The organism is Streptomyces sp. SID3343 (assembly GCF_009865215.1).
In the GTDB taxonomy this organism is placed as follows: domain Bacteria; phylum Actinomycetota; class Actinomycetes; order Streptomycetales; family Streptomycetaceae; genus Embleya.
This window is the reverse complement of record NZ_WWJX01001363.1, coordinates 38,522-58,672: the sequence shown is the minus strand read 5'-3', so window position 1 is coordinate 58,672 and position 20,151 is coordinate 38,522. Positions and strand designations below refer to the sequence as shown.

Genomic DNA, 20,151 nt, shown 5'->3' with positions numbered 1-20,151 from the left:
TCAGAGTAAGGCGGTGGGCGTGGCTACCTCCCCTCGGCACGAGAAATCGGACGACACGGCACGGGTGGCGACCGCGGCGGCCGAGCTCCTCGAGACGCTGTTGGGACGTGCGTCGACGGCCCCCGTCTCCACATCACAACTGCGCGCCCTGTTCCTGCTCGAGCAGCACGACGGCATCAACCTGCGGACGCTGGCCGACGGCCTGGGATCGACCCCTTCGTCGACGAGTCGCCTGTGCGACCGCCTGGACGCGGTGGGTTTCGTCGAGCGCCTGCCCAGTGCCAACAGCCGCCGTGAACTGCAATTGCGGCTGAGCGGACGAGGCCGGGCCTTCCTGGTGGATCTGCGGGCCCGCCGCGAACGCGAAATGGCCGTCGTCATCGCGCGCATGCCGGTCGAATCCCGGGCGATGCTGCTGACGGGGCTCGAATCCCTGCGTAGCGCCACCGCCTCCCTGGCGGCCGAGGCCGCCGACGCCGCGCGCGGCCCCCAGGCCCGAACCGCCTGAGGCGGCCGGCACGCCACGGTGGGTCGCGTGCGCGGCCCCTTCGCGTCGAGTCGAGATCGCCGACCACGACCGGCAGGCGGACGGACTACCACCCGACGGTGTCCCACGGCGTCTCCCTTCGTGCGCCTCCCCGACGCCCGGTGCGAAGAGTATCCGATCATTGACCCATGACAACTGTTGTGGACGCACACGCCCCCTGCGTTCTCCGGGGATGTCGGGTGGATCCACGGAGCGGCACACCACGGCGTGCACGGCTGCGCCACCGCCACAGCGCGTTCAGGGTCCGCGTCCGGTCTCGTTCGGGCGGGTGACGCACGGTGCCACGTGGGGTCCGGAGGAGGGATGTGTGCGTCCGGTGGGTGAGGGTCGGCGTCCCTCGGGCGGGGGACGCGCGCGCCGGGCGAAGCCGGCCAAGATGGCGGTGTTCGCAGGCTCCGACTCACCTCCGAGGTGTGCCGATCGTGGATACGTCCGTTCCGCCGTCCGCTCCCGCCCCCGCGCACGATGCCGGCCGCCGACGCCGTCGGCACGCCGTCCGGCCGCTCGCCGTCGCCGTCGCCGCAACCCTGTTCCTGACCGTCGCCGGTACGCCCGCCGAGGGCGCTCCCGCGAGCACCACCGACGTCGTGCGCATCCCGAGCGCCACCGACACGGCCGATACCACCGGCGACCGGCAACTGCGCGCCGACCTCTCCGCGTTCCTCCCCGAGGCCACGGCAGCCCTGGTGGAGGTCCGCACCGACGCAGACGTGCGCAAGGCCGCGGTCGGCCGCGCGGATCTGCGCACCGGGGCCCCCGCCCGCGCCGACGGCCGGTTCCGGATCGGCAGCGTGACCAAGTCGTTCGTCGCCGCGGTCGTGCTGCAACTCGTCGGCGAGGGCCGGATCGCGCTCGACGCCCCGATCGAGCGCTACCTGCCGGAACAGCGCGTACCCCGCGGCGACCGGATCACCGTGCGCCAATTGTTGAACCACACCTCCGGTCTGCACGACTACGCCGACTTCGACTTGAGCGATCCCGTCGACCTTCGAGACTGGATCGTCCGCGACCGGTGGATCGAGCACTCCCCACGCGACCTGCTCGACCGGGGTTTCGCGGGTGAACCGTACGGCGAGCCGGGCGAAACGGTGCACTACTCCAGCACCGACTACGTCCTCGCCGGCCTGCTGATCGAGAAGAGCACCGGCCACTCCTACCCGGACGAGATCCGGCGGCGGATCCTGCGCCCGCTCGGCCTTCGCGACACGTCGCTTCCCGGCCGCACGACGGACATCGCCGGACCACACGCCCGCGGCTACGCGCCGCTCTTCGGCCGCGTGTACGACGTCACGGCGGAGAACATGAGCTGGGGCTGGGCCGCCGGTGACATCGTCTCCACCACTGCCGACGTGAACCGTTTCCACGCCGCGTTGTTCGGCGGGCGGCTGCTGCGACCGGCCGAACAGCGTGAGTTGACGTCCCGGGCCACGACCACCGACGGCACCCTCGCCGGCGGGCTCGGCGTCGGCGTCGCCACGCTCTCCTGCACGACGCTGTGGGGGCACGACGGCGGCGTACCCGGCTACGAGACGCTCATGGTCGGTTCGGTGGACGGCAGGACTCGACTTGCGCTGTCGTACAACCCGTTCGGCGACGCCGAAGGGCTCCCGAACCTGGCGCGCAACACCAAGTCCCTGTTGGAACACACCTTTTGCCCAACTTCATGAAACCGATCCGCGATCGGCTGCGGGGGCAGCGGTCTGTTCGGCGGAGCCGCGGTTTTCGAGTCGTGCGGGAAAGTCTGTTGGTAGCTTTGTCTCATGAATTTCCGTCATCTTGGAAGCAGTGGTTTGATCGTCAGTCGGATCGCGTACGGAAACTGGTTGACCCGGAATTCCTCGAGAAACGAGGACACGGAAGTCGCCTGTGTACGAGCCGCGCTCGACGCCGGAATCACCACCTTCGACACCGCCGACATCTACGCGGACGGCGGTGCGGAGGAATCCCTCGGCCGGGCGCTGAAAGGAGAGCGTCGGGAGGGGTTGGAGATCCTCACGAAGGTGTTCGCGCCCGTCGGGCCGGGTCGGAACGACCTCGGACTGTCGCGCAAGCACATATCCGAGTCGATCAACCAATCCTTACGCCGACTGGGCACCGATCACGTGGACGTCTACCAGGCGCACCGGTTCGACCCGTCCACCCCGCTGGAGGAGACCATGCAGGCGCTGGCCGACGTGGTCCACGCCGGCAAGGCGCACTACATCGGGGTCTCCGAGTGGAGCGCCGACCAGATCCGGACCGGGCACGCCCTGGCGCGCGAGCTCAAGATCTCGTTGGTGGCCAACCAATCACAGTACTCGGCCCTGTGGCGCGTACCGGAGGTCGAGGTGATGCCCGCCTGCGCGGAACTGGGCGTCGGGCAGATCGTCTGGTCGCCGCTGGCCCAAGGGGTGTTGACCGGCAAGTATGTGCCCGGCCGGGACTGGCCCGAGGGTTCTCGCGCGACGGATTCCAACGACGGCTCGTCGGTGCTCGCGGACTGGCTGACCGACGATGTCCTGGACCGGGTGGGGCAGTTGCGGCCCCTGGCGGCGGATCTGGGGCTGACGCTCGCCCAACTCGCGCTCGCCTGGGTGCTGCGGCACCCGAACGTTTCCTCCGCCGTGCTCGGCGCGTCCCGTCCCGAGCAGATCACCGACAACGCCAAGGCCGTGGACGTTCGGTTGGACGAGGAGAGCGTGGCCCGCATCGACGCGATTCTCGACCCGGTCGTGAGCCGCGACCCGGCCGCCACCCGAGAAGCCAGTCCCGCCGACCCGGCCTGGCGGCTCGCCTGACGGCACGCACACACCGCAGGGGCCGCTCCGCAGACGTGGTGAACGTCTGCGGAGCGGCCCCTTCGACCTGCCCGCGGTCGCGTGAAATCACCAGGTGACCGGCAACCGCAACAGGCTGCGAACCTGCATACCGTCCTTCCATTCCAGCGATTCCACGGGGAGCGCACACCGCAGCTCCGGAAGACGAGTGAACAGTGAATTCAGGGCAATCGACAATTCGAGCCGGGCAAGCGGCGCGCCTACGCAGCGGTGGATTCCGTAACCGAAGCCCAGATGCGGATTGTGCTCTCGCGTCAGGTCGAACCGGTCGGCATTCTCGAATACCGATTCGTCGCGGTTGGCCGACGGGATCGCCGGCAATACGGATTCGCCCGCGCGTACGACGGTGCCGCCCACCTCGATGTCCTCGGTGGCATAGCGCGCGAAGGTCACGTGCGAGATGAGCGGCACGTAGCGCAGCAACTCCTCGACCGCGCGCGGCATCGACTCGGGCCGACTCTTGAGCCACTCGAACTGCTCGGGATGGGTGAACAGGACGTACAGCGAGTCGATCAGCTGTGCGGAGACCGTCTCGTGCCCGGCTATCAGCAGAACGCTCGCCAGTTCCACGAGCTCCGTCTCGGAGAGCTTGTCCTCGTCGTCACTGGCCTTGACCATCGCGCTGATCAGGTCGTCCTGCGGGTTCTCCCGACGGCTGACCATCAGATTCCGGATGTAGTCGTGCAGCCGCTCGGTATCGGCTTCGACCTCCTCCTCGGTCATGACGGTCGTGGCGGAGAAGGCGTCGAGCCAGCCGCGGAACTGCTCGCGGTCCTCGAACGGGACACCGAGCAGGTCACACACCACGGTGCCCGCGAACGGCACGGCGAAGCCCTCCATCAGATCGCCCGGCGCGCCCTCGGCGACCAGCGCGTCGATCAGTTGGTCGGCCTCCTTCTCGATGCGCGAGCGCAGGAGTTCGACTCGGCCCGTGGTGAAGACCTTGGTCAGCATCCGGCGCAGCCGGGTGTGATCGGGAGGGTCCATCCCCAGGATGCTGGTGTGGATGGGCAACGGGGTGAGCCGCGACTCGTCGTGCTCGGCGGCCCGGGCCCGGCTGAACCGGGTGTCCCCGAGGATCGTCTTCATGTCCGCGTACGTGGTCACCAGCCAGGCGTCCTCGCCGAACGGGCAGCCGACCCGGCTGACGGGATCCTCGACGCGCAGTTTCGCGAACAGCGGGTCGACGTCCAGGGCCACGGCTTCGTTGAACGGGTATCCGGGGGGAGTCGGTCGGTCGTTCATGCGGACTGAACCTCCGGGAGTCGGTGGTGGGCGACGAGGCTCTTGGGGCGCATGTCGGTCCAGTTCTCGTCGATGTACGCGAGGCACTCGTGGCGCGTGGCGGGGCCGCGAACGGCCGTCCACCCGGCGGGAACCGGGCTGAAGAACGGCCACAACGAGTGCTGTCCCTCGTCGTTGACCAGCACCAGGAAGGTGCCCTCGGTGTCGTCCCAGGGGTTGCTCACGATGTCTGTACCCTCCGATGGATGTGGTGGGCATGCCGGGCCGAGCCGCCCCGGCACGGTGGTGGGCCCGGCGCTCAGCGCGGGGCGGGAGGCGGGAAGAACCCGGACGCGACGAACCAGTCGGTGTAGCGGCGGATCAACGCGCCGTCCAACGGCGGGAAGGCCGGCCCCGAGTCCGCCAGTCCGGTGTCGGTGTTGGTCCGGTCGAGGTGGATCCGGCCCAGCCTGGCGAGCACCGGCAGCGTGTCGGTGAGCAGTACCGCGGCGTCCAGCACCGCGGAATCCGGTCTTGCGGTGCCCGGTCCCGCGGGGTCCGACGAGGGCGCACCCGTCGCGTGCGCCACCCCCGCCGCCGCGTCCGCGCGCGCCCGCAGCGTGCGGATCCAGTCGTCGAGATCCACGGTGTCCACGTGATACCCGTAGTCCCGCAGATGGCCCAGGACCGTGTCGAAGGGGAGCGGGGCCGGGCAGGTGAGGTGGTGCGCCAGGCCCCGGCTGCCCGGTCGCCGGGAGAGGTGGACGACGGCGGCGGCCGTGTGGTCGACGGGGATCAGGTCGACCACGGGCGGCGGGTCGGTCGCGTCGGCCGGGCGCGGTGCGGCACCCAGGACGAGCATGGCCCGGACGAGCTGCCAGAACACGTCCCGATCGGAGCCCGCCCCGCTGACGGTGTGTCCGCTGATCCGGCCGCACCGGTACACCGTGACCGGGAGGCCGCGGTCGGCCGCCGCCCACACCAGTTGCTCGGCCACCCACTTGCCGGCCGTGTAGCCGTCCGGCGGCACCGCCTCCGGGCGGATCCGGCGGGACTCGGCGACGGTGGCCGAGTCCTCGTCGACGCCCACCGACACGGCGGCCGTGGAGATGTGGTGCACCGGTGTGGGCCTCGACCGGGCGGCCAGCCGCAGCACCTCGCGAGTGCCGCCCACGTTCGCCGCCTTGAGCCGGGCGTACGGATCGACCGCGCTGACCCGCGCGCCGCAGTGGTAGATCGCGTCGAGCAGGCCCGCCAGGTGGTCGAAGTGCTCGGGGGTCAGGCCGAGCAGCGGCCGTTCCAGGTCACCGGGAACGGCGATGACACGGCTGCCGTCGCGGTCGTTCCACAGCCCGTACTCCGTCAGGCTCCGACGGATGCGCCGAACCGCCTGCGCGGTGTCGTCGGCGCGGACCGGACAGTGGATGTCCGCGTCGGTGCGATCGAGGAGTTCGCGCAGCAGGAACGAGCCGAGGAAGCCGGTGGCGCCCGTGAGCAGGATGTTCTCGCGGCCGGTCCGGTTCGGGGCGGGGGCCCGCTCCGGTCGCCGGGGGGCGACGGTGATCCCCGGGTCGAGCACGGCGTCCGCCGCGAGGTCCGCCGGCGTCGGCCCGTACGCCCCCGGGGCGACCGGCCCGTTCGGGTCGTCGACGGCCGCCAACAGCGCGACCACCGACTGCCGTTCGAAAAGCACCCGGACGGGCAGGTCGACCCCGAGGCGGCGGTTCATCGCACTGATCAGCCGGGGCGCCAGCAAGGAGTGCCCGCCGAGGGCGAAGAAGCCGTCGTCGATGCTCACCCGAGCAACATCCAGGACTTCGGCGAACAGCTCGCACAGGACGCGCTCGCGCGAATCCCGGGGCGCGCGACCGGCCGACTGCGCGCCGAAGTCCGGCGCCGGGAGCGCGTCCCGGTCCACCTTGCCCGCCGCGGTCGTCGGCAGGGCGTCCAGCACGAGCACGACCGCCGGAACCATGTACGCGGGCAGGAGAGCGGCCAGATGGGCACGCAGCTCCGGCCCGGTGGGACCCGTCGCGGCAGCCGTGGGTACGGCGTACGCGGCGAGCACCGTACCGCCACGCGTATCCGGGCGCGGGACGACGACGGCCTGGGCCACGTCCGGATGGGTGCCCAACGCGGCCTCGACCTCGCCCGGTTCGATCCGAAAGCCGCGGATCTTGACCTGGCCGTCGGCGCGGCCGATGAACTCCAACTCGCCGTCGGTGTTCCAGCGCACGGTGTCGCCGGTCGCGTACATCCGCGTCCCCGGCGCGCCGAACGGGTCGGCGACGAACCGCTCGGCGGTCAGCCCCGGCCGGCGCAGATATCCCCGGGCCAACCCGGCGCCCGAGACGTGGAGTTGCCCCGGCACGCCGGGCGGCACCAGGGCCAGGTCGCGATCGAGCACATAGGCGCGCGCGCCCACCGTGGGCCGGCCGATCGCGGGAGTGGCGCTGCCCGACAGCGGCGAACTGAGCGTGGCGCACACGGTCGTCTCGGTGGGGCCGTAGCCGTTGAGGAAGGAGCGCCCGGCCGACCATCGGCGCACCGTCTCTCCGGAGGAGGCCTCCCCGGAGACGATCATCCAGCGTAACGACGGGAGATCGCCCGGCTCCATCACCGCCAACGCGGACGGCGGCAACGTCGCGTGACTGACCCGATGCCGCGCGATCAGCGCGGCCAGGTTCGGGCCGGGGGCGGTGAACTCGGGCGCGGCCATGACCAACGCGGCGCCGGTCAACAACGCCCCGCACAGCTCCCACACCGCGGAGTCGAAGCTGTGCGAGGCGAATTGCAGGATCCGGCTCGCGGTCGTGACCCCGAACCTGCGCAGTTGCGCCTCGGCGACGGCGGACACCCCGGCGTGGGTGACGACGACACCCTTGGGGCGACCGGTGGACCCGGACGTGTAGACGACGTACGCGCAATGCCGGTACGTCAGCGGCCGCGGCCGCTCGGCGTCGGTGACATCGTCCGACCGGCACCGGCCGACGGCCCGCCGGGTCTCCTCCCGGTCCAGGACGACGTGCCGCAGGCCGGCCGGGTCGGGCAGCGACCGGGCCGTGGTGGAGTCCGTCAGCAGCAGCGCCGGCCGGGCGTCGTCGAGCATGAACTCAAGGCGCTTCGGCGGATATTCGGCGTCCAGCGGAAGATACCCGGCACCCGCCTTGAGCACGGCGAGCGTCGCGACGACCGAGTCGACCGTCCGCGGCAGGGCGATCGCCACCAGCCCCTCCGGCCCCACGCCGCACCCGAGCAGGTGGCGGGCGAGCCGGTTCGCCCGCGCGTTCAGCGCCCGATAGGTCAGGGTGCGCGTTCGCCCGGCGCCGTCGTCGTGGATCAGCGCGGTCGCGTCCGGGGTCCGCCGCACCTGAGCCTCGAACAGCTCCGGCAGCGGCAGCGGGGGCACGCCCCGATCACCCCCGCCGCTGCGCGCCAACAGCCGCTCGCGTTCGTCGGGCAGCAGCACGTCGAGGGTGCCCAGCCGTTGCCCGGGGTCGAGGGTGACCGCGTCGAGCAGTCGGCGGAAGCGTTCCACGACGCGCTCGACGCCGTCGCGGTCGAACAGGTCCGTGCTGTACTCGACGACCCCGTCCATGCCCTGTGGGCGCTGCTGCCCGTCGTGGTGTTCGCGCAGGCTGAGCGAGAGGTCGAAGCGGCACGTCCCGGTTCCCACGACCCGCTCCCACGTGGTCAACCCCGGCAGCTCCGGAGCGCCGCGCGGGGCGTTCTGCAACGCCAACATCACCTGGAACAACGGGTGGTGGGCAAGTCCGCGCACCGGGGCGAGGACGTCGACCAGCCGCTCGAACGGCACGTCCTGATGGGCGTAGGCGGCCAGGTCGGTCTCCCGCACCCGCACCAGCAGATCCCGGAAGGCGGGGTTCCCGGAGGTGTCCGTGCGCAGGACCAGCGTGTTGACGAAGAACCCCACCAAACCGTCGAGCGCGTGGTCGGTACGGCCCGCGACCGGGGTGCCGATCACGATGTCGTCGCCCGCGCCCAGCTTGGTCAGCAAGGCGGACAAGGCCGCGTGCAGCACCATGAACGGGCTCACGCCACACCGTGCGGCCAGGTCCACGACGCGCCGATGCAGATCCGCGTCCACGGCGAAGTGCAGGCTCTCGCCGCGTTGGGAGCCGATGCGCGGCCTGGGCCGGTCCAAGGGCAGCGCGATGTACTCGGGCAGCCCGGACAGCACGTCGGTCCAGTAGGCGGTTTGGCGAGAGCTCAGGCTCTCGGGGTCGTTCTCGTCGCCGAGCAGTCGGCGCTGCCACAGGGTGTAGTCGGCGTACTGAACGGGCAGTGGCGGCAGTTCGGGCGCCTTCAGGGCGCATCGCGCGGTGTAGGCGGCGGCGAGGTCTCGCCACAGCGGCGCCAGCGACCAGCCGTCGCACGCGATGTGGTGCACGACCAACGCCAGGACATGCCGTTCGGGGCCCGTGGCGAACAGGTGGGCCCGGACCGGGATCTCGGCCGCGAGGTCGAAGGGCCGACGGACGAAATCGGCCACCACCGCGTCCGGTTCCGCGGTGGCGATCTCGGTGACCTCCAGGGCCGGTCGCGCGGCGGCGCCGGTCAGGACGAGCTGTCGGGGCACGCCGGCCATCTCGGGGAAGACCGTCCGCAGGCTCTCGTGGCGCGCGACCAGATCGGCCAGCGCCGCCCGAAGGGCCGCCCGGTTCAGCGCGCCGCGCAGTTCCAGGACCAGGGGAACGTTGTAGGCGGCACCCGGCCCCTGGAGGCGATCGAGGAACCACAGGCGGTGCTGGGCGAAGGACAACGGCACTTGGTCAGGGCGATCCGTCGGCACCGGCGCGGGCCGGTCCGCGGCCGAGGCGTGTCGCACGGCGTCGGCCAGGCCCGCGACGGTCGGCGTCTCGAAGACGGCGCGCACCGGCAGTTCCAGGCCCAGCGACGAACGCAGCCGGGTGCTCAGACGGGTGGCGGAAAGGGAGTGGCCGCCGAGAGCGAAGAAGCTGTCGTCGATGGTGACGTGGGACACGCCCAGAATGTCGGCGAACAGCGCGCACAGCAGTTCCTCGAGCGGATTGCGCGGCGCCCGCCCGTTCTCGACGGAGCCGGTGTCGGGCGCGGGCAGGCGGCGCCGGTCGACCTTCCCGTTCGGTGTCAGGGGCAGCGTGTCGAGCACCACCAACGCGGCGGGCAACAGGTATTCGGGTATCCGTTCGCGCAGGAAGGAAAGGACGGAGGAGACCAGCGCGCCGGTGTCACGGGTGGCCGCGGGGGAGTTGACCAGGGAGGAGAGCGGCACTGCGGTGGGCCCCGGGGCGTCGCCGGGCGAGGTGCCGGGGCGGCGCGCGGTCAGCACGACGTCCAAGGCGTCCGCGTCGGTGGCGGACCAACTGTAGGAGGCGCGCAGGCCCAGCGTGCGGGCGAGGGCGTGCAAGCCGTCCGGATCGACGGAGTCGGCGTCGTCCCGGACGGTGGGCGGGTGTACCCGGCCGGGGTTCGCATCGCTTTCGTCCAGCGCCCGCAGGGCTTCGCGCACGGATGCTGTTCGGCGCTCCGGAACCCCGGTCACGCGAACGTCGGCCGGGCGGCGCAGGTCGGCGAAGCAGGCCGCCAAGTCCGACCCGGCCAGGTCCTGACGCCACCTCAGTTCCCGGATGGGCGGGGCGGGTTCGTCCTCGTGCGGCGATTCCTTGCGCAGAACCGCGTCGTAGCGGTAGCACGTCAACTCGTTGACGTGGCGACCCTGTTTGATCCGTACCTCGCTGCCGCCCAGCCCGGGCACCCGGTGCGCCAGTTCGGCGAAGTACGCCGGGTCGACGAGCAGTTCCTTCTCGCGGACCATGCCGTGCTCGATCGCCGCGCGAACGACGGCGGGGTCCGCGGACAGGTCGGGCCGGCGCAACCGGATGTTGGCGTGGAAGGGGCGCAGGAGCCGCAGATTGCGGATGTCGCCGACGAAGACCGAACCGCCGGGGACGACGAGGTCGACGGCCTTGGCCAAGACGTCCGTCAGGTAGTGCGCGTCGGGAAAGTACTGGGTCACCGAATTGATGACGACGGTGTCGAAGAGGCCGGTGGGCAGGCCCTCGACGTCGTCGGCGGCGCGGGCGCGCAACTCGACCCGGCCGGCGAGCGAGGGGTCCTCGCGCACCAGCCCGCGCAGCGCCTCGACGACCCGGCCGGACAGGTCGGTGCCCCAGTAGGCGGCGCAGTCCGGGGCCAGTCGGGACATCAACAGGCCGGTGCCGACGCCGATCTCCAGGATCCGCCGGGGGCGCAGTTCGCGGATCCGCTCGACGGTGGCGTCACGCCACTCGCGCATCTGCTCGGCGGGGATGGGCCGACCGTCGTAACTGCTGTTCCAGCCGGAGAAGTCCTCGCCGAAGGGCTCCTTGGCGACATCGCTGTAGAGCGCGTCGTAGATCTCCCGCCATTCGCCGACGACGTCGGAGCCGTCCGCGCGCGGTTGGGCACCGCGCTCCAGGGTTCCGTCCGCCCGGGCACCGGTTTGCCGGCCACCGGCCTGCGGGTCCTGGGACCGCTCGGCGGGAACGACGTAGCCCACGAGCCGCTTGTCACCGGGCCGGTCCTCGCGGACCACGACCGTTGCCCGCCCGACGCCGGGGTGTCCGGCGAGCACGGCCTCCACCTCACCGGGCTCGACCCGAAAGCCGCGAATCTTGACCTGGTCGTCGTCGCGGCCGACGAACTCGAGGAGCCCGTCCGGCGTCGACCGCACCAGGTCGCCGGTGCGAAACAGCCGGGCGCCGGGTCGTCGGCCCGACGGGTCGGCGACGAACCGCTCGGCGGTCAGCGCCGGTCGGTCGCGATATCCGCGCGCCAGGCCCGAGCCGCCGACGTACAACTCGCCGACCCCGCCCGGCGACACCGGCCGCAGATCCGGGCCGAGGACCTCGACGCGCATCCCGGCCATGGCGGCGCCGATGGGCACGACCGTGCCGAGCGCCCCGGCGTCGCCCACCCGGTGGCAGGTGGCGAAGGTGGTGGTCTCCGTGGGTCCGTAACCGTTGACGACCACCGTGCCGGGGCAGGCCCGCAGGACGCGTCGTACGGCCGGCGCCGAGACCACGTCCCCACCGGTCCACACCTCGCGCACACCGGCGAAGCAGCGCGGGTCCTCCTCGGCCAGCACCGCGAACAGGCCCGCCGTCACCCACAGTCCGGTGACGCCCGCGTCGGTGACGGCCGAGGCCACGCCGCGCGCGTCCAACTCTCCCGGGGGCGCCACCACGACCGTCCCGCCGCACAGCAGCGGCGCCCACAGTTCGTAGGTGGAGGCGTCGAAGGCGTGCGGCGAGTGCAGCAGCACGCGCTCGTGCGCTCCGCTGCGCCAGGTGGGATCGCCGACCAGGCCGACCACGTTCTCGTGGGTGGCCTCCACGCCCTTGGGCGTACCGGTGGAGCCGGAGGTGAACATCACGTACGCCACCTGCCGCGGGTCGGCGGGCAGGTCCGGGGCCGGCAGGTCGTCGTCGAGGCCCGACGCGTCGAAGGTCACCGGCAGGAGCCGAAGTCCGGCGCTGGGCTCCGTGCCGTGTGGGGCACCGGTCGTCAACACCACCCGGGCGCCCGTCCGGGCCAGGATCCACTCCGACCGGGAGGCGGGCAGCCGCGGGTCCAGCGGTACGTAGTGGCCGCCGGACTTGACGATCGCGAGCACCGAGACGACGAGTTCGGCCGAGCGGTCCATGCGGATCGCCACGGGGGTGCCCGGCGTCACGCCCTCGGCGGCCAGCCGCCGGGCCAGGCGGTTCGTGTGGGCATCGAGTTCCCGGTAGGTCAGCGAGATCTTCGTCGCCCCGGGTGTCTCCCTCAGCGTTCCGGCCACCAGCGCGGTCGCCTCGGGGGTGAGCGTCACCTGACGGGCGAACGCCTCCGGAAGCGTGGCGGGGATGGCGGCGCCGGCGCCCGCGGCCGGGGAGTTCATCGGGGTACCTACCGGGGTGCCTACGGCGGCCTGGGCCGGGACTGGGGCTTGAGCGGAGTGGTGCTGTGCGTGCACGCGTCAACAACTCCTCTGCGCAGGGTCCTTGCAGCACGACGATGCCAACACTCAGGCTGGTTACAACGCTTGAGTTGGTTACAAATGGCCGGACGGATCACCGGTCCGGCACATGCGCCCTCGAACAATGCGTGCAGATCCTGTCACAGCACGTGGCTCCGCGGTCTGCCCTCCTGCCTGTTTTCGGCCGTTCTCGGGTCATTATCGATCAACCGAGCCCGCCACAGCGGACGACACGGGACACAGTGTCGATTCGGGATCGCTTCCTTTTGCGACTCGGTCGTTTCACCCGGCAAACGGCGGTCCGAGGTCGGGTGGCCGTCCCTCCCGGCCCCGCCGAATCTTTGGCCGGAACACACACCGCCCGGCGAGTCCACGGGCACTTGTCACGTAAAGCGCTGACACGGCTACCGTGCCGATGAGACGATCGCGGCCGGCCGTAACCCTCGCTACGCACCGGGAGTCTCGATGAATGCCGCAAGCATCGGTGCCGGCGGTCAACCCCCTTTGCCGACCGCCGAGTTCCCGCCCGACACCGGGGTCGTCGCCGAGATGGTGGGGCGCCCACTGCGTTTCGAATCCGAGCGCTACGCCTCGACCGACAGCTACGCCGAGGTCGCCTGCGACCGGGTGTGGCGCGCCTACGAGAGCCTCGGCCTCACCGGCGAGACCCGCGCATCGATCGGCGTCCTCCTGCGGGAACTGACCGGCACGTGGGGCGAACTTCCGGTCGGCACCCCTCCCGAGCGCGCGTGCTGGGTCTCCATCGACGGCATGCCCTGCGAAGCGTCGGTCACGTGGCAGGACGGCAAGGCCGAGGTGCGCATATCGCTGGAGTCCCCGGGCGACGGCACCGCGCGGTCACGGGTCGAGGACGGGATGGCCTTCACCCGACGGCTGGCCGGCCGACCCGGTGTCCACATCGACCGCGTGCTGCGGATCGAGGACCTGTTCACCGTCGACGATCCGCAGGGATTCTTCGGCATCGCGCACGCGGTTGCCTGGCGCACCGACGGCCCGCCACAGTACAAGATCTTCCTCAACCCGGCCGTCGTCGGTCGGGAACAGTCCGCCGCCCGCGCCGAGGAGGCCATGCTCCGCCTCGGGTTGCAGCACCAGTGGCGCGCCCTGGCCGACCATCTCGGGGGCACTTTTACTCCGGCGCACGAGCCCGTCGCCCTCGCCCTGGACCTCGTCGGTGACGACGACTTCCGAGTGCAGGTGTACGTGGCGCACTCCGGGGTTTCCCCGGAGGACATCGACGCCAAGGCGGCCGTCGCCCGTGACCACGTGCCGGGCCTGTTCGCCCGCGCCCTGCGAGAGATCAACGGCCCGCACCAAGCGCCCGCGTGGCAACGGAAGCCGCCCGTCACCACGTTCACGCTCGACTCCCGGCACGACCTGCCGAGCGCGAGCATCTACGTTCCGCTGATCCCGGTCCACGACAACGACGCGGCGGCCCGCGATCGGGTGGCGACCTTCCTGCGCGCCGAGAACGTGGCCGCCGCCGAGCCCTACGTCCGCCTCCTCGACGCCCTCGCGGACCGGCCCCTGACGCGATCACTGACCCAGAACTTCATGTCCTATCGAGGCGGCGACGCGCCACGCTTCAGCGTCTACCTCGCCCCGGGCACCTACCACGCGGCCGACGGGCCCACTCGACCCGCCGACATCGGCCGGTGACGTCGGCCGGTGACGAGCACCCGAGGATGCCCGGCCGGCCGTACCCGATCGGCGCGACACCGGAGCCGGGTCGAGACCCTAGGGTGGACCGATGGCGTCGATCAAGAAGTTCCAAGTCACCTTCGATTGCGCGGAACCCGAGCGCGTCGCCCGGTTTTGGTGCGAGGTGTTGGGATACGTCGTGCCACCGCCGCCGCAAGGCTTCGCCACCTGGGACGAATTCGACCGCTCGCTGCCGCCCGAACGTCAGGGCGCGGCGTTCGCGTGCGCTGATCGCACGGGGGAGGGCCCGCGCTTGTTCTTCCAGCGCGTTCCCGAAGGCAAGGTCGCCAAGAACCGACTCCACCTCGACGTGCGGGTCGCCACCGGACTCGTGGGGGCGGAGCGCCTCGCCGCACTGGAGGCCGAATGCACCCGACTGGTCGCGCTCGGCGCGGCACGCGAGCGCCTGCTGCCTGCCGACGAATACAACGAGTCGTGCCTCGTGATGCGCGACATCGAGGGCAACGAGTTCTGCCTCGACTGAGCCGAGTGTCGGGCGCGCCGCGCGGGCCGGCGCGCTCGTGCGCGGCGCCGGCTACCGCGGTTCACCGACGTAGGGGTCGTCTTGGGGCCGAGCCGTCCTCGCGTCCTCTCGAAGCGAGCGCTGGTACTGACCGGGGGTCTGCCCGACGAGTGTCGTGAACGCGTCGATGAAGGCGCTCGGGTTCGCCCATCCGCAGGCGGTCGCCGTGTTGATCACCGAGACCTCGCCCGCGAGCAGCAGAAGTGCGTGGTGCACGCGAAGCTGGGTGCGCCATTGGGGAAAGCTCATTCCCGTCTCCTGCCGGAAGAGCCTGCTGAGGGTGCGCTCGCCGGCGCCGACTCGATGTCCGAGCCGGCCGAGCGTGAGAGGGCTCGACATCTCCTCCTTGACCAGGGCGACCACGGCGCGCAGTCGGTCGTCGTGAGGCTCGGGAAGATGTAGCGGTTGTTCGGGCGCGGTGGTGACGTCGTCGATGATCACCCGCCGCAGACGTGAGCGCGCGCTCGCGGAACGGCGCTCGGAGCCGGTCAGGGTCAACGTGGCCTCACGCGCGAGCGGCGTCATGACGAGCACCGCGGGATGCGCGGGCAGCAGCACGGCCAGGCTCGGCGCCAGGAAAACGATGCGCATGTCGGTCCGACCGTGAGCGCGGTGCCGATGTTCGAAGCCCGCGGGAATCCATACGACCCGATTCGACGGGGCGATCCAGGCACCCACCGAGGTCACGAGCGAGAGCACGCCGGTAGCCGGATACACCAGATGTCCGCGCGCGTGCGTGTGCTCGGGAGTTCGCTCGTCGTGCCCGAGCAGGAAGACGTGTTCGCGGAGGGCCTGTTCGGGTCGCATCGACGCGTGGCGGGTTTTGGGCATCTCTCGTCAGATTATCAGTTGGTCGCCTCGGTAGTCCTCGGATGAACTGTGGGTGTAGCTCGGCGCCGCATTCCCGGCGACGACCTCGCGCTACGCCACGCACCTCCCCGGGCGATCCGGGACCGAAAGGACGACCAACGTGACCGATCTCCTCCAAGAGCCGAAGCCGCGAACACGGCTTCGGACAGGCGCCCGCGGCAGGCTCGGCAGCGTCGTGCCGGCAATCGGTCTCCTCATGGCCGCGTTGAATCTGCGCATCGGTGTCGCCTCGGTAGGCCCGGTGCTCTCGGACATCCAGGACGGCCTCGGCCTGTCCGAAGTCGTCGCCGGCCTGCTCACGACCATTCCTGTCGTCGCGTTCGGCGCCTTCGCATTCGTCACCCCGGCGCTGAGCCGACGCCTGGGCCTGCATCGACTCCTCGGCGCGACGATGCTCGCGCTCGCCGCCGGCATCGTCATGCGTCTCCAGCCCAGCCTGGTCGGCCTCTTCGCCGGCACCGTCGTCATCGGTGCGTCGATCGCGATCGCCAACGTGATCATGCCCGCCGCGATCAAACGGGACTTCTCTCACCGAGTCGGCTTGATGATGGGTCTGTACTCGACCGCGCTCTCGGTCGGCGCCGCCCTCGCCTCGGGCACGACGGTGCCGTTGCTGTCGTGGGTCGGTGGCGATTGGCGGCCCGCTCTGGCGCTGTGGGCGATCCCCGCCCTCCTCGCCTTCCTGGTCCTCGTCCCGCAGTTGCGGCACACCCCCGTCCGCGACCCTCGCACTCACGACGTCGCCGATGCCCCCTCCGATGCGGGGGAGCCGTCCGTCCGCGCTCTGACGCGCGATCCGGTCGCCATCGCCGTGACCGCGCTCATGGGTCTCCAGAGCATGAGCTTCTACGCGGCCCTGACCTGGATTCCAGCCATGTTCAAGGACGCGGGTATGGACGCGGACACGGCGGGCTGGATGCTGTCGTACTCGGCCCTCGCCGGTATGGCCGCCTCACTCGTGACGCCCGCGCTCGCCAAGCGCGCTCGTCCGACGTGGCTTCCCGTCGCGGTCGCCGTCGTGTCGACCGGTGTCGCCTTCGGGGGTCTGGCCGTTGCCCCCATGCCGGCGCAGTACGTGTGGATGACGATGCTCGGGCTCGGCCAAGGGGCTTCCCTGAGTTTGTCCCTCACCTACATCGTCTGGCGCTCGCCCGACGCCAGGCACACCGGCCACGTCTCCATGATGGCCCAAGGATTCGGCTATCTCGTGGCCGGCCTCGGCCCCGTGGGCCTGGGCGCACTCCACACCGCGACGCACGGCTGGCGCATCCCGCTCACGGCGCTCATCGGCCTGCTCGTCCTGCAGATGTGGGCCGGCGCGCTCGCGAGCCGTGAACGCCACGTTCTCGACGGCCACCACTGAGAGACGACAGGGCCGCCCAGGGGTCGGTGCCCTGCGCGCGACGGCGCTTCGAGCTGTGATCTTCGACGTGTGATCCGCGGCCGGTGATCAGTGGCCCTTGTTCTCCGAGCTCCGATCTCCGATGCGGAACGTGCCCGGCCACGGCGGGAGTTGCGGCACGCCGCGTCGGAGGTCTCGGCGACTTCGAGCGCCGCGCGCCGGCCGCTGTCCGGCACCGGCGGAAGACGCTCGGGCCGCCCCGATAACATCATCCGACTTACGATGAGCGCCCTGACCGCCACCCTTCGCCGATAAACACATGAATCCGGCATGAAGAGTGATTTATTTACTAATCTAACAAAACGGCCAAAAACTTGACATCCATAATATCGCGCATATTCCCGCGAACAAGCAGCGACGCACCGGTCGCCCAGCGGCCTCGGTCGCGGGCGATCGTGTGGGTCACAGCGGGTGTGGCGGCCCTCGGCTTCCTTGTCACCTTGGAAATCGTCGCCCGCCACCATGGTCTGCCGGGGCCGATCACCAACCAGACGCGAGAGGTGATCCTCGCTCCCCACTCGGGGCCGCTGCTGTACGCCGGCTTGGCGTTGACGATGGTGGTGCTCACCTGGCGGCAACGGGCCGTCGCGGCCGGCGCCGCGATCGCCATAGACCTCGTCTTCTGGCCGGTGCGGTGGGTGTTCGACGCCAGGATGAACTTCGGCAACGGTGCGTTGTGGGTGATCCTGGGCTGTGTGGTCGTCGCCGTCGTGCGCCGCACCGGCAGCGAACGAGTCCTGCTGTTGAAGGGCGCCGGGCTGGGACTGCTGCTGGTGGCAGGCCACAAAACGGGCGACACCTGGCTGCACATCACGTCGGTGACCCGCCCGGACGTACTCGACGAGTACGTGGCGACCGCCGATCACGCGCTGGGCGACCCGTCGTGGCTGGCAGGCCGACTGGTCGAGGCCACCGACCCGATCGGTGGCCATGTCCTCGGCGTCGTCTACGGTCAGCTGCCCTTGGCGGCGGCCCTCGTCGCGCTGTACCAACTGCGCCACGTGGCGGTCGAGCGCCGCTTCCCGAGCCATCACCTGGCACGGACGTTCCTGGTCATCGGCCTGCTCGGGCCGGCCGTCTACATGATCTTCCCGGTGGTCGGACCGATTTTCGCCTTCGGCACCGACGGCGGGCACTGGGCGGTGGCCAACCTGTGGCCGGACACACCGCCGCGGTTCGACACCCCGGGTTCGATCCGGTTCGACGACATCACCCCTCGCAACTGCATGCCCAGCCTGCACACGGCGTGGGCCACCACGATCTTCGTCCACTCCCGCAAAGGCTCGCCGCTGTTGCGATTCGCGGGAGCGTTCTGGCTGATCGGCACGCTCGCGGCCACGCTGGGCTTCGGCTACCACTACGGCGTGGACCTCGTGGCCGGTGTGGTGTTCGCACTCACGGTCGAGGCGGCCATGCGCTCGTTCGCCTGCGGCTGGGATCGGCGGGCGATCCTGCTGGTCGCCCACGGCGCCGCGGTCTTCGCCCTGCTCCTGCTGTCGTACCGCTACCTGCCGACGACGATGGCCGACCATCCGTGGCTGTTCGGACCGCTGCTGCTGTCGGCGATGGGCTCGGTCGTCTACGACTACGTGCGGACCATCCGGCTGCGGGACCCCAAGGTCGTACCGGCGGAGCAACCGGAACCGCGCCTCCTGCCGGCGTGAGCGCCGACCGCGGCCCGGTACGGGGGTGGCGTGCGGCCGAACGGGTGGGAGGGGGTTCTCCGACGAGTGAGCTTCGGCCGGGCGGTTGGCTGCGGTCGTTCGGTTCACGGTTTCCTGGCGGGTGACCGGCGGTACGCGGGGTGCGCGCCGGCATCCGGACGATGGAGCACTTCCATGAGCAGGATCGCGACCGTGCTGTGCGCTCTGGCACTGGCCGGGGTGGCCGCGGCGCCCGCGGCGAACGCCGGGCCGACGGGACCCAAGACGGAGGTGCACAGCAAGTGCGGCACCTATGTGTGTGTCCACACCGCCCACCTCGGCAGGTACGTGCGAGACATCACCGTCGAGAGCAAGGACGGAATCAAGGGGGAAATGCACACCTGGTGGGGCAACTACGATCCCGCGCACCAGAACACGACCAGGGGATACTGGGAGCCGAACCGGGAACAGACCGGCTCCAACGCGAAGTTGGTGTGCGGCGAGATGCTGCGCGGCGGCAAGCGTGTCGAGTACCACTGCGTCAACCTCGACCAGTGAGGGGCGCCGCGAGGGACGAGCCACCGCCATCGCCCGTCGACGACTCGACCGAACCTCGCGGCACCGGCGCTTGAGCCACGTCGGGGCGGGAGCCGACCGCCGGGTCCCGCCCCGACATCCGGAAGTCCTGCGTCCGGCCCGACCCGGATCCCGGGCGGACCGGACCCGGGAGACCCGGCCCCAGCCGTGAAACGATGGGATCCGCTCGCCCGGACGAGGTCAGAGCAGACGGGTGATCTCCACCGCCAGTGGGCCGCTCGCCTCGGTGAGGCCGACCTCGGTCGCGCACTGCGGCTTCGGCAGCGGAGACAGGGTTCGGGTGGTGATCGTCGTGGCGCCGGCGAAGCGCCCGGAGCGGATCTCGCCCTTGAAGACCGCCGCCCGCCCGCCGCCGACCGGGCTTTCGACGCCGCCGGACTCCTCGAGAGTGCTGCTCCCACCGTCGTCCCAGGTGATGGTCGTCGTGCGGGTGCGCGCGCCCCCGCTGCAGCTCATCTCGCCCGACATGGTGGAGGTCACGCGGCCCGAAGCAGGCAGCGAATCGCCGAACGGCAGGCACGAGGTCAGCTCGCCGTTGCCTTCACCGGCGACCTGACGCAGCGTCGAGTTCAACCCCGGGGTGAAGGTTTCGCTCTGGAAGCCGGTGCAGGTCTGCACCACGGGCACCGGCAGCGCGTGCGCGGCGAATCCGACGGGACTCGCCGTGCCTGCCGCGACGAGCGCCAACAGCACCGGCAGACCGGCCGGTCCCCTGCCGAGGAGTCGCGTGCGCTTCATGGGTCGACCTCGCAAACGGATGTGGCGGTCGCGGCGACGGGCGCGGAGAGGCTCGGCCGACCGTTCC

13 protein-coding genes are annotated in these 20,151 nt (G+C 70.9%); 8 read left to right on the top strand and 5 right to left on the bottom strand.

All coding sequences use genetic code 11. The features are described 5' to 3' along the window. Positions 1-64 precede the first annotated feature (64 nt). From GT354_RS43155 to GT354_RS43145, 3 genes are all read left to right on the top strand, one after another. Positions 65-508, top strand: coding sequence for a MarR family transcriptional regulator (locus tag GT354_RS43155; RefSeq protein ID WP_161362434.1), 444 nt, complete (start codon positions 65-67; stop codon positions 506-508). A gap of 461 nt (positions 509-969) precedes the next feature. After that, a complete protein-coding gene (locus GT354_RS43150) occupies positions 970-2,214 on the top strand; it encodes a serine hydrolase domain-containing protein (RefSeq protein ID WP_161362415.1) in 1,245 nt (414 codons plus the stop codon). Between the two features lie 93 nt (positions 2,215-2,307). Then, positions 2,308-3,324 (top strand): aldo/keto reductase family protein, encoded by a 1,017-nt coding sequence (locus GT354_RS43145; RefSeq protein WP_161362413.1) that lies wholly within the window; start codon positions 2,308-2,310, stop codon positions 3,322-3,324. Between the two features lie 87 nt (positions 3,325-3,411). Here the strand turns inward: GT354_RS43145 and GT354_RS43140 are convergent, their stop codons facing one another. The 3 genes from GT354_RS43140 to GT354_RS43130 all read right to left on the bottom strand — a co-directional run bounded on the left by GT354_RS43140 (position 3,412) and on the right by GT354_RS43130 (position 12,511). Next, positions 3,412-4,608 (bottom strand): cytochrome P450, encoded by a 1,197-nt coding sequence (locus GT354_RS43140; RefSeq protein WP_161362411.1) that lies wholly within the window; start codon positions 4,606-4,608, stop codon positions 3,412-3,414. Then, positions 4,605-4,832 carry an MbtH family protein gene (locus GT354_RS55190; RefSeq protein WP_161362409.1) on the bottom strand — a complete coding sequence of 76 codons (228 nt, stop codon included), beginning with the start codon at positions 4,830-4,832 and terminating at the stop codon, positions 4,605-4,607. The genes GT354_RS43140 and GT354_RS55190 overlap by 4 nt, the downstream gene beginning before the upstream one ends. A gap of 74 nt (positions 4,833-4,906) precedes the next feature. Then, complete coding sequence (locus tag GT354_RS43130) at positions 4,907-12,511, bottom strand: non-ribosomal peptide synthetase (RefSeq protein ID WP_161362407.1); 7,605 nt, start codon at positions 12,509-12,511, stop codon at positions 4,907-4,909. 543 nt (positions 12,512-13,054) lie between these two features. On the opposite strand from GT354_RS43130, the gene GT354_RS43125 reads away from it, so the two are divergent. Together GT354_RS43125 and GT354_RS43120 are read left to right on the top strand one after the other, a co-directional pair. Further along, entirely contained in the window at positions 13,055-14,269 is a 1,215-nt protein-coding gene (locus tag GT354_RS43125; RefSeq protein WP_161362405.1) for a tryptophan dimethylallyltransferase family protein, read from the top strand. Positions 14,270-14,360: 91 nt separating this feature from the next. Beyond that, positions 14,361-14,795 carry a VOC family protein gene (locus GT354_RS43120; protein ID WP_161362403.1) on the top strand — a complete coding sequence of 145 codons (435 nt, stop codon included), beginning with the start codon at positions 14,361-14,363 and terminating at the stop codon, positions 14,793-14,795. Positions 14,796-14,846: 51 nt separating this feature from the next. On the opposite strand, the gene GT354_RS43115 is transcribed toward GT354_RS43120, so the two are convergent. Further along, entirely contained in the window at positions 14,847-15,641 is a 795-nt protein-coding gene (locus GT354_RS43115) for a helix-turn-helix transcriptional regulator (RefSeq protein WP_161362432.1), read from the bottom strand. A 259-nt stretch (positions 15,642-15,900) separates the two neighbouring features. Between GT354_RS43115 and GT354_RS43110 the strand changes: the two genes are divergently transcribed. The 3 genes from GT354_RS43110 (at position 15,901) to GT354_RS43100 (ending at position 19,307) form a co-directional block, all read left to right on the top strand. Next, complete coding sequence (locus tag GT354_RS43110) at positions 15,901-17,067, top strand: MFS transporter (protein WP_237536021.1); 1,167 nt, start codon at positions 15,901-15,903, stop codon at positions 17,065-17,067. Positions 17,068-17,498: 431 nt separating this feature from the next. Next, positions 17,499-18,770, top strand: a complete 1,272-nt coding sequence (locus GT354_RS43105) for a phosphatase PAP2 family protein (RefSeq protein WP_346012440.1) — start codon at positions 17,499-17,501, stop codon at positions 18,768-18,770. 174 nt (positions 18,771-18,944) lie between these two features. Next, entirely contained in the window at positions 18,945-19,307 is a 363-nt protein-coding gene (locus GT354_RS43100) for a hypothetical protein (RefSeq protein WP_161362399.1), read from the top strand. A gap of 219 nt (positions 19,308-19,526) precedes the next feature. Here GT354_RS43100 and GT354_RS43095 read toward each other — a convergent pair whose 3' ends face one another. After that, positions 19,527-20,084 carry a hypothetical protein gene (locus GT354_RS43095; RefSeq protein WP_161362396.1) on the bottom strand — a complete coding sequence of 186 codons (558 nt, stop codon included), beginning with the start codon at positions 20,082-20,084 and terminating at the stop codon, positions 19,527-19,529. Positions 20,085-20,151 lie beyond the last annotated feature (67 nt).

What these genes read in the sequence shown, in the direction of transcription:
- GT354_RS43125 (WP_161362405.1), top strand. Translation starts at nt 13,055, where the DNA reads ATGAATGCCGCAAGCATCGGTGCCGGCGGTCAACCCCCTTTGCCGACC.
- GT354_RS43120 (WP_161362403.1), top strand. Translation starts at nt 14,361, where the DNA reads ATGGCGTCGATCAAGAAGTTCCAAGTCACCTTCGATTGCGCGGAACCC.
- GT354_RS43145 (WP_161362413.1), top strand. Translation starts at nt 2,308, where the DNA reads ATGAATTTCCGTCATCTTGGAAGCAGTGGTTTGATCGTCAGTCGGATC.
- GT354_RS43140 (WP_161362411.1), bottom strand. Translation starts at nt 4,608, where the DNA reads ATGAACGACCGACCGACTCCCCCCGGATACCCGTTCAACGAAGCCGTG.
- GT354_RS43115 (WP_161362432.1), bottom strand. Translation starts at nt 15,641, where the DNA reads ATGCGACCCGAACAGGCCCTCCGCGAACACGTCTTCCTGCTCGGGCAC.
- GT354_RS43130 (WP_161362407.1), bottom strand. Translation starts at nt 12,511, where the DNA reads ATGAACTCCCCGGCCGCGGGCGCCGGCGCCGCCATCCCCGCCACGCTT.
- GT354_RS43110 (WP_237536021.1), top strand. Translation starts at nt 15,901, where the DNA reads ATGGCCGCGTTGAATCTGCGCATCGGTGTCGCCTCGGTAGGCCCGGTG.
- GT354_RS43100 (WP_161362399.1), top strand. Translation starts at nt 18,945, where the DNA reads ATGAGCAGGATCGCGACCGTGCTGTGCGCTCTGGCACTGGCCGGGGTG.
- GT354_RS43095 (WP_161362396.1), bottom strand. Translation starts at nt 20,084, where the DNA reads ATGAAGCGCACGCGACTCCTCGGCAGGGGACCGGCCGGTCTGCCGGTG.